This window comes from Gillisia marina, from assembly GCF_000258765.1.
In the GTDB taxonomy this organism is placed as follows: domain Bacteria; phylum Bacteroidota; class Bacteroidia; order Flavobacteriales; family Flavobacteriaceae; genus Gillisia; species Gillisia marina.
Window position 1 is genome coordinate 47,303 of sequence record NZ_AJLT01000011.1, and the last position, 16,706, is coordinate 64,008.

Annotated in this window: 19 protein-coding genes, 1 tRNA gene and 2 pseudogenes; 16 read left to right on the top strand and 6 right to left on the bottom strand. The window is 34.8% G+C overall.

Annotation, left to right across the window (positions count from 1 at the left end):
• The first annotated feature begins 22 nt into the window (after positions 1-22).
• Positions 23-742 carry a LysE family translocator gene (locus ON07_RS03300; protein WP_010228192.1) on the top strand — a complete coding sequence of 240 codons (720 nt, stop codon included), beginning with the start codon at positions 23-25 and terminating at the stop codon, positions 740-742.
• A gap of 67 nt (positions 743-809) precedes the next feature.
• Here ON07_RS03300 and ON07_RS03305 read toward each other — a convergent pair.
• Positions 810-883: transfer RNA gene (locus tag ON07_RS03305), tRNA-Cys, on the bottom strand.
• Between the two features lie 52 nt (positions 884-935).
• Positions 936-1,292, bottom strand: coding sequence for a dihydroneopterin aldolase (folB, locus tag ON07_RS03310; protein ID WP_010228194.1), 357 nt, complete (start codon positions 1,290-1,292; stop codon positions 936-938).
• 198 nt (positions 1,293-1,490) lie between these two features.
• Between folB and ON07_RS03315 the strand changes: the two genes are divergently transcribed.
• The 4 genes and pseudogenes from ON07_RS03315 to ON07_RS03330 all read left to right on the top strand — a co-directional run bounded on the left by ON07_RS03315 (position 1,491) and on the right by ON07_RS03330 (position 4,258).
• A complete protein-coding gene (locus tag ON07_RS03315; RefSeq protein WP_010228196.1) occupies positions 1,491-3,164 on the top strand; it encodes a glutamine--tRNA ligase/YqeY domain fusion protein in 1,674 nt (557 codons plus the stop codon).
• Between the two features lie 126 nt (positions 3,165-3,290).
• A pseudogene (locus tag ON07_RS14375) lies at positions 3,291-3,666 on the top strand (YtxH domain-containing protein).
• A gap of 4 nt (positions 3,667-3,670) precedes the next feature.
• Positions 3,671-4,021 (top strand): phage holin family protein, encoded by a 351-nt coding sequence (locus tag ON07_RS03325; RefSeq protein ID WP_010228198.1) that lies wholly within the window; start codon positions 3,671-3,673, stop codon positions 4,019-4,021.
• Between the two features lie 9 nt (positions 4,022-4,030).
• The gene (locus ON07_RS03330) at positions 4,031-4,258 is read left to right on the top strand and encodes a DUF6327 family protein (RefSeq protein WP_010228200.1); all 228 of its coding nucleotides are present in this window, start codon (positions 4,031-4,033) and stop codon (positions 4,256-4,258) included.
• Positions 4,259-4,324: 66 nt separating this feature from the next.
• Here ON07_RS03330 and ON07_RS03335 read toward each other — a convergent pair whose 3' ends face one another.
• Entirely contained in the window at positions 4,325-5,311 is a 987-nt protein-coding gene (locus tag ON07_RS03335; RefSeq protein ID WP_010228202.1) for an SPFH domain-containing protein, read from the bottom strand.
• A gap of 71 nt (positions 5,312-5,382) precedes the next feature.
• Here ON07_RS03335 and ON07_RS03340 point away from each other — a divergent pair, with 71 nt between their 5' ends.
• Positions 5,383-5,778, top strand: a complete 396-nt coding sequence (locus ON07_RS03340; RefSeq protein WP_029331394.1) for a hypothetical protein — start codon at positions 5,383-5,385, stop codon at positions 5,776-5,778.
• Positions 5,775-6,059, top strand: coding sequence for a hypothetical protein (locus tag ON07_RS03345; RefSeq protein WP_029331395.1), 285 nt, complete (start codon positions 5,775-5,777; stop codon positions 6,057-6,059). The genes ON07_RS03340 and ON07_RS03345 overlap by 4 nt, the downstream gene beginning before the upstream one ends.
• A 7-nt stretch (positions 6,060-6,066) precedes the next feature.
• On the opposite strand, the pseudogene gltX reads toward ON07_RS03345, so the two are convergent.
• Positions 6,067-7,582: pseudogene (gltX, locus tag ON07_RS14380) on the bottom strand (glutamate--tRNA ligase).
• 165 nt (positions 7,583-7,747) lie between these two features.
• Here gltX and ON07_RS16415 point away from each other — a divergent pair.
• The 9 genes from ON07_RS16415 to ON07_RS03375 all read left to right on the top strand — a co-directional run bounded on the left by ON07_RS16415 (position 7,748) and on the right by ON07_RS03375 (position 15,025).
• Complete coding sequence (locus ON07_RS16415) at positions 7,748-8,521, top strand: hypothetical protein (RefSeq protein ID WP_029331396.1); 774 nt, start codon at positions 7,748-7,750, stop codon at positions 8,519-8,521.
• Between the two features lie 58 nt (positions 8,522-8,579).
• A complete protein-coding gene (locus tag ON07_RS16420) occupies positions 8,580-8,786 on the top strand; it encodes a hypothetical protein (RefSeq protein ID WP_155807123.1) in 207 nt (68 codons plus the stop codon).
• A gap of 25 nt (positions 8,787-8,811) precedes the next feature.
• Positions 8,812-9,996, top strand: a complete 1,185-nt coding sequence (locus ON07_RS16425; protein WP_029331398.1) for a coiled-coil domain-containing protein — start codon at positions 8,812-8,814, stop codon at positions 9,994-9,996.
• A 17-nt stretch (positions 9,997-10,013) separates the two neighbouring features.
• Positions 10,014-11,048 (top strand): hypothetical protein, encoded by a 1,035-nt coding sequence (locus tag ON07_RS16430; RefSeq protein ID WP_155807124.1) that lies wholly within the window; start codon positions 10,014-10,016, stop codon positions 11,046-11,048.
• Entirely contained in the window at positions 11,029-11,463 is a 435-nt protein-coding gene (ybeY, locus tag ON07_RS03360) for an rRNA maturation RNase YbeY (protein ID WP_010228204.1), read from the top strand. The genes ON07_RS16430 and ybeY overlap by 20 nt, the downstream gene beginning before the upstream one ends.
• A 13-nt stretch (positions 11,464-11,476) precedes the next feature.
• Positions 11,477-13,348: a tRNA uridine-5-carboxymethylaminomethyl(34) synthesis enzyme MnmG gene (gene mnmG, locus ON07_RS03365; RefSeq protein ID WP_010228206.1), complete on the top strand. Its 1,872-nt coding sequence runs from the start codon at positions 11,477-11,479 to the stop codon at positions 13,346-13,348.
• 74 nt (positions 13,349-13,422) lie between these two features.
• Complete coding sequence (locus tag ON07_RS17635; RefSeq protein ID WP_316928070.1) at positions 13,423-13,668, top strand: hypothetical protein; 246 nt, start codon at positions 13,423-13,425, stop codon at positions 13,666-13,668.
• A complete protein-coding gene (locus ON07_RS14390) occupies positions 13,658-14,287 on the top strand; it encodes a class I SAM-dependent methyltransferase (protein WP_316928071.1) in 630 nt (209 codons plus the stop codon). The genes ON07_RS17635 and ON07_RS14390 overlap by 11 nt, the downstream gene beginning before the upstream one ends.
• Positions 14,288-14,515: 228 nt before the next feature.
• A complete protein-coding gene (locus tag ON07_RS03375) occupies positions 14,516-15,025 on the top strand; it encodes an OmpH family outer membrane protein (RefSeq protein ID WP_010228208.1) in 510 nt (169 codons plus the stop codon).
• Positions 15,026-15,132: 107 nt separating this feature from the next.
• Here the strand turns inward: ON07_RS03375 and ON07_RS03380 are convergent, their stop codons facing one another.
• Positions 15,133-15,528: a hypothetical protein gene (locus tag ON07_RS03380; RefSeq protein WP_010228209.1), complete on the bottom strand. Its 396-nt coding sequence runs from the start codon at positions 15,526-15,528 to the stop codon at positions 15,133-15,135.
• A 9-nt stretch (positions 15,529-15,537) separates the two neighbouring features.
• A complete protein-coding gene (locus ON07_RS03385) occupies positions 15,538-16,692 on the bottom strand; it encodes a DNA polymerase III subunit (RefSeq protein ID WP_010228212.1) in 1,155 nt (384 codons plus the stop codon).
• Positions 16,693-16,706: the final 14 nt, after the last annotated feature.

Genomic DNA, 16,706 nt, shown 5'->3' on the forward strand with positions numbered 1-16,706 from the left:
CTTTTGAAAATCAAATAACTGTATGGTGCAAGATATTTTGGCTGCAATACCAATGGGAATCTTCTTGGCATTCCTTTTAGGTCCGGTTTTCTTCGTATTACTGGAAACTGCAGCTCTTAAAGGTTTTAGAGCAGCCATTTCGTTTGATTTAGGTGTTATTCTTGCAGATGTTGTCTTTCTTTTAATTGCATATTTAAGTACTTCTAAACTTTTAACCAGTCTTAAAGACGATCCCGGATTGTTTATTTTTGGGGGGATGATCCTAGGTACTTATGGGATTATGTCTTTTATACAAACCAAAAAATCTATTTCTGTAGAGGCTGATATTCCTGAGGTAAGAAAATTGAGTAGAAAAGATTATTTTGGTCTTGCTGCTAAAGGGTTCTTATTAAACTTCATAAACATAGGAGTGTTGGGCTTCTGGTTAGGCCTTATAATTGTTTTTGGGCCTACTTTAGATATGGAACCAAACCGAATTACTGTTTTCTTTTCTACGGTTTTAGCAACCTACCTTTTCCTTGATATTTTTAAAATTCTCCTCGCTAAAAAATTAAACCGAAAACTTACTCCTGGCCGAATATTTAAAATGAAAAGAGCAATTAGTTTGCTTATGGTGGTTTTTGGAGGGATTTTAATTACCAGAGGGGTATTTCCTAAAAAGATTGAAAGGCTACAAGATCAAATAGAAATACTAGAACCTGGAAATGTGGTTTTTGACATTGATACCAACAAGGAAATTTAAAGCCTATTTTTTTATCAAATATTTAGAATAAATTGCATAAAAAAAAGCTCCCTGTAAAGGAAGCTTTTGGAGGCATCGAGCGGATTCGAACCGCTGTACGAGCTTTTGCAGAGCTCTGCCTAGCCACTCGGCCACGATGCCATTAAATTAGGTTGGCAAATGTAATAAAAAATATCTGTTCGCCCACAAGTTTCTATCTCGATTTAGTACTGGAAACTGTTACCATTCCAACATCACCACCAATTGGAGGATTGATTTTGGAAACATCTACTCTCGCTTTTTCCACCAATTCCAACTCTTTAAAAATCCTTTTAAGAATTCTATCTGCAACTGTTTCCAATAGCTTTGTTCGAATAGCCATTTCTTCCTTAACAATCTTATTTAGATGTACATAGTCTATCGTATCGCTTAAAGAATCTGTTTTTGCAGAATGGGTTAAATTCCCTTTTACCATTAGATCTACACGATAATCACTGCCTATTTTTCCTTCTTCATCCAGGCAACCATGATAGGAGAAAACCTTGATATTTTTTAATGTTATTTTTCCCAAAATATTTTTTTACAAAGGTAAAACTGCAGCCGATATTATGGGATATTTATCAAGAAAATTCGACTTCAGGATAACTATTTACCGTTTATGTTGAATTTTAAACCCTATTTACTGTTTTAATATACATTCTAAAGCTCTCCATAATGGATTTTCCGTGGTAATTTTTGATAACTTTGCAGGATATTTTGAAATTGAACTATGTCTGAAGTAAAAAAGTCTCTCAATTTTATTGAGCAAATTATAGAAGAAGATTTAAATGGGTCGTACTCTAAACAGGATCTTAAATTTCGTTTTCCACCAGAACCTAACGGATATCTGCATATAGGTCATGCCTCCTCCATTTGTTTAAATTTTGGTTTGGGAGAGCGTTATAATGCACCGGTGAATCTTAGGTTTGATGATACAAATCCTACAAAAGAAGAGCAGGAATATGTAGATGCTATTAAAGAAGATGTGGTTTGGTTAGGTTATAAGTGGGATAAGGAGTGCTATGCTTCAGATTATTTCCAACAATTATATGATTGGGCTGTAGATTTAATTAAGTCTCTCAATGCCTATGTAGATAGTCAATCTTCAGCTGAAATCGCAGAACAAAAAGGAACTCCTACAGTTCCTGGTACAGAAAGCCCTTATAGAAACAGATCTGTTTCAGAAAATTTGGAGCTTTTTGAAAAGATGAAGAATGGAGAAACTCCGGAAGGAGCTCATGTGCTAAGAGCTAAAATAGATATGACATCTTCTAACATGATCATGAGAGATCCTGTAATGTATAGAAGCTTACATAAAAAACATCATAGAACAGGTGATGCTTGGAAAATATATCCAATGTACGATTGGGCACATGGGGAAAGTGATTTTATAGAAAGTGTTTCTCACTCTTTCTGTACCTTAGAATTCTTGCCACATCGTGAATTATATAACTGGTTTATAAGTAAAATTAGTAACAACGGAGATTTTATTCCGAAGCAACGGGAATTTGCAAGGAGAAATCTTAGTCATACCATTGTAAGTAAACGTAAACTATTACAATTAGTAGAAAACAACCTGGTTAATTCTTGGGACGATCCTAGAATGCCTACCATTTCCGGTTTTAGAAGAAGAGGGTACACGCCAACTTCTATCAGAAAATTTGCAGATACTATTGGGATTGCTAAAAGAGAGAATATTATTGATGTGTCACTTTTAGAATTTTGTATTAGAGAAGATCTTAATAAGATTGCTCCGCGTGTAATGGGCGTATTAGATACTGTAAAATTGGTAATTACTAATTATGAAGACGGAGAAGAATGGTTAGAAACCGAAAACAATCCAGAAGATGAAAACTCAGGGACTCGAAAAATCCCTTTTTCAAAAGAGCTTTATATAGAACGTGAGGATTTTAAAGAAGAGGCAAATAGAAAATTCTTTAGACTAACTTTAGGAAAAGAAGTTCGCTTAAAAAGTGCCTATATCATAAAAGGGGAAAGCGTTGTTAAAGATGAAGAAGGAAATATTCTTGAAATACATTGTACATACGATCCAAAAAGCAAAAGTGGAAGTGGTACTGAGGAGTCTTTACGCAAGGTAAAAGGAACCTTACATTGGGTTTCTATACAACATGCTATTAAAGCCGAAATAAGGCTGTACGATCGCTTATTTACGGTTGCAGCACCAGATGCAGATAAAGAAAAGGATTTTATGGAGTTTGTAAACCCAGATTCTCTTAAAGTGATAACAGGGTATGTGGAACCGAGTTTAAAAGATGCTAGCGTAGCCGATAAATTTCAATTTCAGAGGATAGGATATTTTTGTATAGATAAAGAAAGTACAAAAGAAAATCTTATTTTTAATAGAACAGTTACCTTGAGAGATTCATGGGAAAAGCTAAGTTAGATTATTAAAAAGTTTTTTCATTAAGAATACTTTAGTAAAGCAAGTTTACATATTAACCGGTTATTAACAGGAATGTCTTGTGGTTTAACTTAAATTTGTGGAATTAATTATAAAAATCAAAAAATCATGGCAAATACAGGGAATACACTTTTAGCATTAGTAACTGGAGCTGCAATAGGAGCAGCAGTTGGATTGTTATACGCTCCAGATAGCGGAGAAAAGACAAGAAAAAAAATTGAATAAAGATGCTAAGAAAGCTCAAGATAAATTCAATAAGAAATACCAAGAAACAAGTTCTAATCTTTCCTCTAAAGCTAAACAAGCTAAGTTAGATTTTGAATCTCGTTTAGAATCTACATTATCTTCAGCTAGTTTTAAAGCAGACGATATTTTATCTGCATTAGAATCTAAGTTGGAAGACTTAAGAAAGCAAAATGCCAAATTACAAAAAGACGTTAAAGTAGAGCAAGCTAAGACAACAGCTAATAAAGCAGTAGTATAAGCCTATGGCATTCGAAAAACTAACCAACAGCATACACGATCTTAACGACAATATTCGCGATCTAGCCAAAAGCAGTGCAGAGTATTATAAATTAGATCTTTATAAAAAGATAATTATGGGAGTGATCTCATTAGTTAACATGATGTTGCTTGGTTTTATATGTTTAATAGCATTATTTTTTATCTCTATTGCAGTAGCATTAGCTATTGGAACTGCTTTGGAAAAGCCTAGTGCAGGATTTTATATTGTGGGAGGTTTCTACATCTTAGTTTTTGCACTAATCTGGTTCTTCGGAAAAAAACCAATTCAAAAGATCATTTTGATAAAATCTTCGAGAACATTCTTTAACGACTAAATAATTTTTATGAAAGAGTATAGTTCATTTGAAGAAATAGACCGGGATTTGAAGATTTTAAAACTTCAAAATCAAATCGATAAGGAAGAGATCCGCTTGAGTATAGAACATACAAAGGAAAGTCTTTCGCCTATATCATTGGTAGGAGGGCTGTTTGGTTCGATACTTCAGAAAGCATTTGTTTTAAAAGCAGTATCAAAAATATTTGGAGTTAAAAAGGTAGTTACCTCAAGATAATTTCAAAATAAAATAAAAAGGCGGATGTTCTAATAAGCATCCGCCTTTTCTTGTTTTATAGAATCTCTATTCTGTTTCTTCTTCTCTATCTGGAGTACTCCTCCTTTTTTTAGTTTTCGGCTTTGCTGCGAGTAGTTCAGCATTCTTTTCCTTCATAGCCTCTCCAATCTGGTTGGAAGCTGTAAATGAAGCGATCATATTATTCAACATATCACTACCTGCTTGCGGGGAATTAGGAAGTAATATCAAATTACTGTTAGTATGTTCTCCAATAGACTGCAACGTGTCGTAATGCTGAGTTACCACAATTAATGCTGAAGCTTCTTGAGAATTTATCCCTACATTATTCAACACATCTACGCTTTCTTCCAAACCTCTAGCAATCTCCCGACGCTGATCTGCGATTCCTTGTCCTTGTAAACGCTTGCTCTCTGCTTCCGCACGAGCCTTAGCAACGATTTTTATACGTTCTGCCTCTGCAACATACTCTGCAGCGACTTTCTCTCTTTCAGCGGCGTTAATTCGGTTCATAGCCGATTTTACTTGAGAATCTGGATCTATATCTGTCACTAAAGTTTTAATAATGTCATATCCGTAATCAGACATGGCCTGATTCAGCTCTCTTTTCACAGCAATAGCCACATCATCTTTTCTTTCAAAAACATCATCTAGTTTCATTTTTGGAACTTCAGCACGAACTACATCAAATACATATGAAGTTATTTGATCATGCGGACTTTCCAACTTATAGAATGCATCATATACATTGGTTTTTATTACTTGAAACTGTACAGAAATCTTCAGTTTTACAAAAACGTCATCTTTGGTTTTTGTTTCTACGAGTACATCCAATTGTTGCACTTTTAAATTTATTCTTCCTGCGATCTGGTCTATAATGGGAATTTTAAACTGTAAACCGGAATTCCGAATACTTCTAAATTTACCGAAGCGCTCTAAAACAGCTGAGGTTTGTTGTTTTACCGTAAATATTCCGGTAAAGAGAATTATTAAGCCAAAAACGACTACAACGGGGATTAAAACTGTGGTTATCATATAGATTATCTAAAATTTGAAGGCTTAAGATAGTAATATTTAGGCTACATTTACTTTTAAAGTAATTTATCATGCGCTATTATCATCTATTTTTCTTTCTTCTAATTTGTTCACTTTTTAATCCGCTATTAGCTCAAAGACGTAATTATGGAGGCGATAGCTACAATAGGTTAGGAGCAGAGGTAGGAGTTACCTATGGCGGGATTGATAGTGATAATTTTAATACTACCAAAACAATAGGATTTACAGGAGGATTAACCACTCGTGCAAATGTTTGGAATAATTTCTTGGTTGTGTACGGAGTAAATTTTTACTCCATGAAAACCGGAATTATGGGACATGCCTTAAGCAATAATGAATTCGAAAATATTGAATTTCAAAGCACAGGAGTACAATTAAATTTATTTGCAGGCCATAAAATTATAGGTGAACATCTAAGTATAGAGCGGGGCCAATTCTCCAAATGAATAGCAAATGGGAAGTAGATAATCAGTTTAAACAATATTTGGTAGAAGATTATTTAATAACGGCTGAAGATTTAGAGGAAGTATCCCGTATAAATTTTAATATGGCCGTCAGTTTATCTGCCGGAATTGCAGATGTAAAATTCTGGGCTCAATACCAGTATGGTGTAACTAATTTCTTGAATAAATTAAATGACGGGGATCTTACAACTAAAGACCCCCGCGCAGCAAATCTAGAAGGTCATCTAGGAATGGTAGCAGCAGGGGTTGTTTACTATTTTTAAAAAGAATTTACTGCTTATTTAAAAGAGCCTTTAACCTTTTTATGGTTTCTTCTTTTCCTATAGAAGCTGAAATTTGAAACACATCCGGCCCTTGTAATGACCCAACCAATGCAAGTCTAAACGGCTGCATTACTTTTCCAAAACCTATTTCATTTGCCGTGATCCAGCCTTTAATCTTGTCCTGAACATTATCTTTTGTAAAATCTGAAGTTTCAGATACTAATTGAATCAATTTTTCTATAATTCCGGGAGTATCTTCTTTCCATGCCTTTTTTTAAAGCTTTTTCATCATAAGAATCCGGAGCTACAAAAAAATAACTACCCAATTCCCAGAAATCGGTTACAAATACAGCGCGCTCTTTTAAAAGAGTAATTACTGAAGTTGTATATTCTAAATTCGCTGAAACACCTTTGGTTTCCAGGATTTTCATGAACTCCTTGGCTAATGTATCATCTTCGGTTTTCTGAAGGTAATGCGCCTGAAACCATTTGGTTTTCTCGGGATCGAACTTAGCTCCTGATTTATGAACTCTGGAGACCTCGAAAGCTGAAATCAATTCATCTAATTCGAAAAATTCTTGTTCTGTTCCCGGATTCCAGCCTAAAAAGCTTAACATATTAACCACCGCTCTAGGGTCGTAATTTTCTTCTCTATACCCGGAAGAAATTTCTCCAGATTTTGGGTCTTTCCATTCTAATGGAAATACAGGGAAACCCATTTTATCTCCATCTCGTTTGCTTAATTTCCCTTTTCCCTGAGGCTTTAAAATAAGTGGTAAATGTGCAAATTTTGGCGCTTCCCAATTAAAGGCGCGATATAGCAAATAGTGCAACGCCAAAGACGGCAGCCATTCTTCTCCTCGAATAACATGCGTGATTTCCATTAAATGGTCATCTACAATATTAGCTAAGTGATAGGTTGGCAAACCATCGCTCTTAAAAAGCACTTTATCGTCCAGAATGCTGGAATCTACCTGCATATTTCCACGAATCTCATCTGCTAAATTCAATGTTTCAGATGCCGGTGTTTTAAACCGAATTACATAATTTTCATTAGCATCCAATCGTTTTTGAACTTCTTCAGATGAAAGGGCTAGAGAATTCTGTAGTTTCAATCGGTTATGCCAGTTATAGATAAAGGTTTTCCCTTTTTCTTCATGATCTTTTCTGTGAGCATCTAAGGCTTCAGTAGTATCAAAAGCATAATAGGCATCCCCGCTGGAAATTAATTTTTCGGCATATTCTTTATATAAATGTGCTCGCTCACTTTGTCTATAAGGTCCAAATCCTCCATCTTTTCCCGGGCCTTCATCAAATGGAATTCCGCACCAATTTAAAGCATCAATTATGTATTGCTCTGCTCCATCTACAAATCTATTTTGATCTGTATCTTCAATACGCAAAAGAAAATCTCCTCCGTGTTTTTTGGCAAATAAATAGTTATATAAGGCTGTTCTTACTCCTCCAATGTGTAAAGGTCCTGTTGGACTTGGCGCAAAACGAACTCGTACTTTAGCAGACATAAAATTGTAATTTTAGCGGCAAAGATAAGAGATTCTTAATGGAAATGCCACCAATTTAAGGCAGTCCTCAAATTTGATCTTAGAAATTAGAAATGGGTAAAACACCACTGGATAAAGTAAAATGAAATTTGTAGTTTTAATAGTAGGAAAAGAAGGGGAGAAACCATGGGGGAATTTGATGTTATAAAACAAAAATTGAAGGCATTTATTAGGCGCTTTTACCTAAATGAATTACTAAAAGGAAGTATTTTGTTTCTCTCTGTTTGGTTATTATATATCATTCTTATTTTGCTAATAGAATATTTTTTCTGGCTATCACCGCCCTATAGAAGTGTGCTTTTCTGGGTTTTTATCCTCTTTTCCGGCATTCTTCTCTTTAGATTTATCTTATGGCCACTGGCAAAACTCTTTAAATTATCTAAGGGTATAGATCTCACGGATGCTTCTATTCTTATTGGGAAACATTTCCCTGAGGTAAATGATAAACTTCTGAATGTGCTTCAGCTTAAAAGCTCAGCGGAGCAATCAGATTTGTTGCTTGCAAGCATTTCTCAAAAATCCAGGGAGCTTAGTCCTATTCCTTTTAAAAGGGCAGTAAATTATCGCACAAGCCTCAGATATTTAAAATATGCAGCTTTTCCAGTTTTAATAATACTGGCGATAATATTTACGGGCAATTCCTCTATTTTTTCTGAAAGCTATACTCGGGTTGTACATTATAATACAGCTTATGAACCACCGGCACCATTTTATTTTATGATTAATGCAAATGAACTGATTGTTGAAGAAGGCAAAGATTTTAATTTAGAAGTTCAGACGGTTGGGAATCTAGTTCCGGAAACCGTAGCAATCCATTTTAATGAGGAGGAATATTATTTAAAGAATTCTTCGCAAAACACCTTTCAATATGCTTTTGAAGGATTAAAAAAAAGATGTTGAATTTTATCTAAGCGCTAATAATGTTACTTCCAGACCTTATAAAATAAAAGTGGTGCAGGTGCCAAAACTATTGGATTTTAAAATGAATCTCGACTTCCCTAAGTATCTAAATAAAACTAATGAAACTATAAAAGGAACCGGAAATACTACAGTGCCGGAAGGAACTAAAATTTCCTGGGTTTTAAATACGAGAACTACCGATGAGGTATTATTTAAGACAGAGGACACCCTTTTAGGATTTAAAAAAAAGCGCTTCGGAATTTAAATATTCAGATAAAATCTTTGCGCCCTTGCAATATTCCATCAATACCTCTAATAGGAATGTAAAAGATTATGAATCTTTAAAATATGCCATAGACGTGATCAAGGATCAGTATCCACAGATTAATGTTCAGCATAAGCAGGATACGGTGATACCAGATGTTAATTATTTCTTCGGAAAGGTGTCTGATGATTATGCGGTTACCAAGGTGAATATGGTTTATTATCCTGAAAATGAGAAGAATAATGTCGATAAAGTTAATATTCCTATTGAAAATCAGAACGTTGGTGAATTTTTATATACGTTTCCCGGAGGTTTGGAATTAGAACAGGGCACAGATTATTCGATTTATTTTGAAGTATTCGATAATGATGGAGTTAGAGGATCAAAATCAAGTAAAACTGAGGTGTTTAACTTCAGAATAAAATCTGAAAAAGAATTGAGTACTGAAAAGTTAAAACAACAAGGAGAGTCAATTCAGGGAATTTCTGAGAGCTTGGAAGAAATGAAAGAATCCAACAAAGATTTGGAGGAATTGTCGAGATTAAAAAAGGAGAAAAGTCAGCTTAATTATAATGATAAGAAAAAACTAGAAGAGTTTCTAAAGCGACAAGAACAGCAATCGGAAATGATGAAGAATTATTCTGAAAAACTTAAAAATACTTTGGAAGAAAAAACCGGTTCAGAAGAAAATAAAGAATTGAAAGACGAGCTTAAAGATAGGCTAGAAAGAAATGAAGAACGTTTGCAGGAAAATGAAGAGTTATTAAAAGAGCTTCAGGAATACGCCGATAAGATCAATGAGGAGGATTTAATGGAAAAATTAGTACAACTCTCTAAGAAAAACACTTCAGAACAAAAGAATATGGAACAGTTGCTAGAACTTACCAAACGCTATTACGTTCAGGAAAAGACTCAAAAACTAGCTAGAGATCTCGAAAAATTGGGCGAGAAGCAGGAAAACTTAGCAAAACAGGATTCTTTAAATTCTTTAGAAGAACAAGAAAAACTAACGGAAGAATTTGAGGAATTTAAGGAAGAAATGGATTCTTTGGAGAAAGAGAATGATGCTTTAAAAAAGCCTTTTGAAATGGATAGGGAGGAAAGTGAGGAGCAACAAATTCAAGAAGAACAAAAGAAGGCAGAGGAGCAATTAGGCAGAACAATAAAAAGGATGCGAAATCACCTCAGAAAAAAGCAGGTGAGAAGATGAAAGAAATGAGCATGAAAATGAAATCTGCCCAAGCTGGCGCACAGGGAGTGCAGCTAGATGCAAATATTGAAACGATGCGCCAGATTTTGGATAATCTGATGGTCTTTTCGTTTGAGCAGGAGGCATTGTTATTGGATTTTAAAGGAATAAGAATTAATAATCCGGCGTATCCTAAACAGTTAAAAAAGCAGCAGATTTTAAAGGAACATTTTCAACATATAGATGATAGTTTGTTTGTACTCGCAATGAATAATCCAATGATTTCTGAAGAAATTACAAGCAAACTAACCGATATAGAATTTGATATCAATAAAGCTTTGGAGCGACTTGCTCAAAATGAACTATCACAGGGAACTGCCAGCCAACAATACGTGATGACAAACACCAATGAACTAGCGAATATGCTTAGCGAGGTTTTGGGAAATATGCAGGAAATGGCCAATCTAAGCCTTTCTCCAAATGGGAGTGGCGAAGGGATGCAATTGCCGGATATTATTAAGGCGCAGGAAGGATTGAATAAGGAAATGGAAGAAGGTATAGAGGAGGGGGAAGGAAAGCCTAACCAAAAAGGTAAAGATAATCCCGGGGAAAATGGTAAAGATGGAAAAGAAGGACAGGGAGAAGGTCAACTCGGGGAGGAAGGTAGTGCAAAGCTGTATGAGATCTTCAAAGAACAACAACTATTAAGACAACAACTGGAAGATAAGTTAAGAGAGGCAGGTTTAGATAAGAAGAATGCTGGCATGTTAAACGAAATGGAGCGAATAGAACGTGAACTTTTGGAAAAGGGTTTTAATAGAGAGACGCTAAGGAGGATGAATCAAATTCAGCATAGATTGCTACAGTTGGAGGAAGCAGTTAGAGAACAGGAGGAGGAAGATCGTAGAACCTCTAAAACCAATCTAGAAAACTTCAAAAACACTACTCAGGATCAAAATCTTAGGGCTAAAGAATATTTTAATTCTACTGAAATTTTAAATAGACAAAGCTTACCTTTGCGGCAAATTTATAAGACTAAAGTAAAGCGGTATTTTGAATCTGTCGAAAATTAATTTTTATTCTGAAAATGATTTCATCCTGGAAGATGAAGCTCAGTATGTTTCATGGATAGAGAATGTAATAGTTTCTGAAGGAAAGTCTTTGGAGGAGATCAGTTATATTTTTTGTGATGATGAATATTTATTGAAAATCAACATCGAATATCTGGATCACGACACCTATACAGATATCATCACTTTTGATTATTCCGTAGGTAAAATATTACAAGGCGATATATATATAAGTACCGAGCGCGTTCGTGAAAATTCTGAAACTTTTGGTGTAAACTTTGACGAGGAATTACGACGAGTATTAATTCATGGAGTGTTACATCTTAGTGGATATAAGGACAAAAGTGTAGAGGAAGCGGCTCGTATGAGAAGCAAGGAAGAGGAAAAAATGAAATTGTTCCACGTGGAACAATCTTAAAAAGTAGAAGTTTATGTTTAGTGAAGTATATGATGTAATTGTTGTTGGAGCAGGTCATGCTGGAAGTGAGGCCGCCGCTGCCGCTGCTAATATGGGTTCTAAAACCCTATTGGTAACTATGAATTTACAGAATATAGCTCAAATGAGTTGCAACCCGGCTATGGGAGGTATCGCCAAAGGACAGATAGTTCGCGAAATTGATGCCTTAGGGGGTTATAGCGGATTGGTTAGTGATACCAGTGCAATCCAATTTAAGATGCTCAATAAATCTAAGGGACCTGCAATGTGGAGCCCGAGAGTGCAAAGTGATAGAATGATGTTTGCAGAGCATTGGAGATTACGATTGGAAGGAACACCAAATCTCGATTTTTATCAGGAGATGGTTGCTGGATTGATCGTAGAAAATGGGGCTGTAGTAGGTATTAAAACTTCATTAGGATTAAAAATAAAAGGAAAGTCTGTTGTGCTTACCAATGGAACTTTTTTAAATGGCTTGATCCATATTGGAGATAAGAATTTTGGCGGAGGAAGATCTGGGGAAAGAGCTTCCACAGGAATTACAGAAGAACTTATCCAATTAGGATTTGAGTCTGGAAGAATGAAAACAGGAACTCCTCCAAGAGTAGATGGAAGATCCTTGGATTATTCTAAAATGGTAGAGCAGCCCGGAGATGAGAAACCCTCAAAATTCTCTTATTTGGATGAAACAAAGCCTTTATCCAAACAACGTTCTTGCTATATGACCTATACCTCTCCGGAAGTTCATGAATTGCTAAAAGAAGGTTTTGATAGATCTCCAATGTTCAACGGGAGAATACAAAGTGTTGGACCAAGATATTGCCCATCTATAGAAGATAAGATTAATCGATTCGCAGATAAAGACAGGCATCAGTTATTTATAGAGCCGGAAGGCTGGCATACTTGTGAGGTTTATGTGAACGGATTTTCAACTTCGCTGCCAGAGGATGTTCAATTTAAGGCATTGCGTTCTGTTGCTGGTTTTGAAAAAGTGAAGTTTTTTAGACCGGGTTATGCGATAGAATACGATTATTTTCCACCTACGCAATTAAAGCATACTTTGGAAACTAAGTTGGTGGATGGATTATATTTTGCAGGTCAGATAAACGGAACTACAGGATATGAAGAAGCAGCTTCTCAAGGTTTAATGGCGGGTATAAATGCGGCTTTAAAAGTTCAAGAAAAAGAGTCATTTATTTTAAAAAGAGACGAGGCATATATTGGAGTTTTGGTGGACGATCTTATTACGAAGGGAACAGAAGAGCCATATAGAATGTTTACCTCTCGAGCAGAATATCGAACTTTATTAAGACAAGACAATGCAGATTTCAGGCTTACTAAAAAATCTTTTGATCTTGGTTTAGCTTCAGAAAAGCGTCTTCGAAAGATGGAGGAGAAGAAAGAAAAGTCCTTGGATTTTGTAAGTTATTTGCAAGACACAAGTGTTACTCCCGAGTATTCTAATCCTGTTTTAGAGGCGAAGGATTCTTCCCCAATGAAACAAAGTGATAAGATCTTTAAGATATTTTCTAGACCGAATATCACCATGGAAGATGTCATGGAATTTCCTGGAGTAAATGAATTTATTGCCGAAAACGAATTGAATGAGGAGATGCTAGAGCAAACCGAAATTCAGGTGAAATATGCTGGCTATATAAATAAGGAAAAGAATAATGCAGATAAATTGCATAGGCTAGAAGACATCAAAATCCCACAAAACTTCGATTATTCTAATATTAAATCAATGTCTTTTGAAGCTAGGGAGAAGTTGAATAAAATCCAACCCGTTAGTGTTTCTCAAGCATCTAGAATAAGTGGCGTAAGTCCAAGTGATATTTCTGTGCTACTTGTATACATGGGAAGATAAATTGTTTCACGTGGAACAATGTAATTTTTCATCTATATTTATCGTTTAAAATAGCTTTACTAATTTCCTAATTTGTGAATATTTCTACTCAAGAAAACTTGAATACAATTTATATAACCTGTAAAGATCATACAGTTTCTGGAGAGGAATTTAAGCTGATATTTGATCCGGAAATGGATCTTTTAATCACTACTCCAAAACCGGATTTGGATAATTTGCCTTCTTATTATAAGAGTGAGGATTATATATCCCACACCGATTCTAAAAATTCTTTTACAGATAAAATTTATCAAAGCGTCAAAAAAAAGGATGCTCGTTAAGAAATTAAGTTGGATAGATTCTTACTTTTCTGAAAAGGGCAAACTTTTGGATATTGGAGCAGGGACAGGAGAGTTTTTGTTAACTGCAAAAAATAAGGGGTGGAAAGTAAAAGGGATAGAACCAGATAAAAACGCACGAAAACTGGCTAAGCAAAAAGGAATTAAATTAGTTGCAGATTCGTCCAAATTTAAAGCTGAGAAATTTGATGTTATTACAATGTGGCATGTTTTTGAACATGTGTACGATTTGAAAAATCAAATTATAGAATTAGAGCAATTGCTGAAAAAGGATGGATTATTAATTATAGCCGTTCCTAATTTTAAAAGTTATGATGCTTTATATTATAAAGAGCATTGGGCAGCATTTGATGTGCCAAGACATTTATGGCACTTTTCACGGAAGAGTTTTGAAAAACTTTTTAGTGGCACCTCTTTTTCTCAGTTCGATGAAAAACCTCTTTTATTCGATTCGTTTTATGTGAGTCTACTTTCAGAAAAATATAAAACCAAAAAGAAAAATTTCTTTAAAGCTTTCTTAATCGGACTAAAATCTAATCTGAAAGCAAAAAAGAGCTCAGAGTATTCTTCTATTGCTTACTTCTTCAGAAAAACTGATTAAAATTCAATTTAAAGGCGCTATTTAAATTATTTTGTGTCCAGGTGATGTGTTCGCAGCAAGTAATTTGAACAAAGCTTAAAACACGTTTAAAATCCTTAAGTTTTAATCAAAAGAATTTATTTTTTTAAAATTTACTATAAGTTTTACTTATTATAAGCAATCGTGAACTTTTTTTTTGTTTTTTTCCATCGATACTTTATTACTTTTGCGCCAAACAAAATTTATATTATGAAGAAGTTATTATTGGTTGTTTTAATTGCAGCCGGACTTACAAGTTGTAATGAGCAAAAAACAGCTTATGTAGATACAACCAAAGTTATTAAGGAGTATCGCGAAATGAAGGAAGTGGAAGAGGAGTTCACTTCAAAATCTGATAAGATTAAAGTGGAGCTAGATTCTTTAGCTCAGAGTTTTCAGAAAGAAGTGCAGGAATATCAAGCAAACATGAATGGAATGTCTACTGCACAAAGACAAGAAAAAGAACAAGAATTGATGGCTAAGCAACAAACCATCCAACAGCAACAACAAATGATGGGGAATCAACTTCGTCAAGAAAGTGATGTTGTTATTGATTCTATTGTAACTAAAGTGAAAGAATACGTTAAGGAGTATGGTAAGGAGAATGATTATACATACATCTTTGGATCTAATGAATCTGCAAACATTATGTATGCAAAAGAAGGTTTAGATATTACTGAAGAAATTCTTGAAAAACTAAACGAGAGTTACAAGAAATAGGAATTACCTAATTCTTTAAAAACAAAAAGCATCGATCCTTAACAGGCCGATGCTTTTTGATTTCCATTATTAATGGATTGTACTAAAATTATTGTTTTCAATTTTATTTAGGAAAGTAATGAAACCCCTAAAATCACAACGATAAAATATCCTACGATGGTGAAGGCTCCTGCATAATCTTTGGCTACACGTTGTCCAAACAACAACATCAACAAGGTAATTGCTGCCAAAATATGGGCATAAAGCGCTATTTCTGTTTGTCCACTAGATATAATATAGAATATTCCAACCAAGGCCATAAGTCCTGCCAGCACTTCCAATATCAATATGGTGCCAACCATCAAGGTAACTTGCCCGGCTAGGAACGTTTTAGAAAAATGTCCTTTTAACCATCCAATATTTCCTTTCCAATCGGTGATTTTATCTAGGCCAGATTGTAAAAATGTAATTACTATAAATATTAGGATGAGGATTTCTGTGATATAATTGGTAATGTTTTCCATAGGTATTTTTTAAGCTGCTTTTTTGTGAATTAATCTTGTGAGTTTTATAGACAGGTCTGTAAAAATGATCTTAGCATTCCCATTGCGCTCTATGTGGTAGATAGCATCTTCAATTTCTGAAGTGATACCTAATATATTTGCTCCGGTAATAAATGGCGCAAATTTTTCTAATTTAAAATTGGCGGTTTTCGGTTGCATATACACCAACTTTTCGGCCTTATAATTATGTAATAAAGCTTGACGAAAAAAGTCTAAACAATAGTGTAAAAAACTTTTCTGGGTTTCTCTTCCCGAAGCAGCGATAGCGTCGCTCCAAGAAATTAGTTCTAAAATTGAGGCTTTATTTCCTTTAGCTTTAAAGGCTGTACGAACCCAGGAGATAAACCAGTTCTCAAATTGTTCATCGCCAGAATCATTTTTAAATATATGTTGAGCCTGAGAATAACTACCATTTGCTTGTACTGCAATTTTCCTTGCAGTTAAAGTATCGAGTTTTTCATCAGCAATTAGCTTTTCTTCAATAACACTTTCTGAAAGAGGAGGGAACCGAAGGATTTGGCAACGGGACTTAATAGTTTGTATTATTTGCTCCTCATCTTCAGCAATAAGTATAAAAAGTGTATTATTTGGAGGCTCCTCTATTAATTTTAGTAGTTTATTGGAACAGGCAGTATTCATTTTATCTGCCATCCATATCAGCATTATTTTATAACCACCCTCATAAGATTTTAGAGAGAGCGATTTCAACACTTCCTGCGCTTCATCTACTCCAATTTGTCCTTGCTTATTTTCTATTCCAATTTCTTGGTACCAGTCAAACAAACTGCCATATGGGTTATTAGTAAGAAATGCTCTCCAAGATTCCATGAAATGATTGGAAACCGGATGCGATTTTATCTTATCGTTTGTAGCTACCGGAAACGCAAAATGAAGATCTGGATGCGAGAGATGATTAAACTTCAAATTACACGCAGTATTACCGGTATTGTTTTCAGAATTTGTATTTCCGCACAGTACGTACTGCGCATATGCGATAGCCATTGGCAACAATCCACTTCCATGATTCCCAACAAATAACTGGGCATGCGGAATGCGTCCCCTGTCTGCGGTCGTAGTTAAGTGATTTTTAATATGAGGTAATCCTAAAACTTCAGAAAAAAGCATAGGCAAAGATAAAA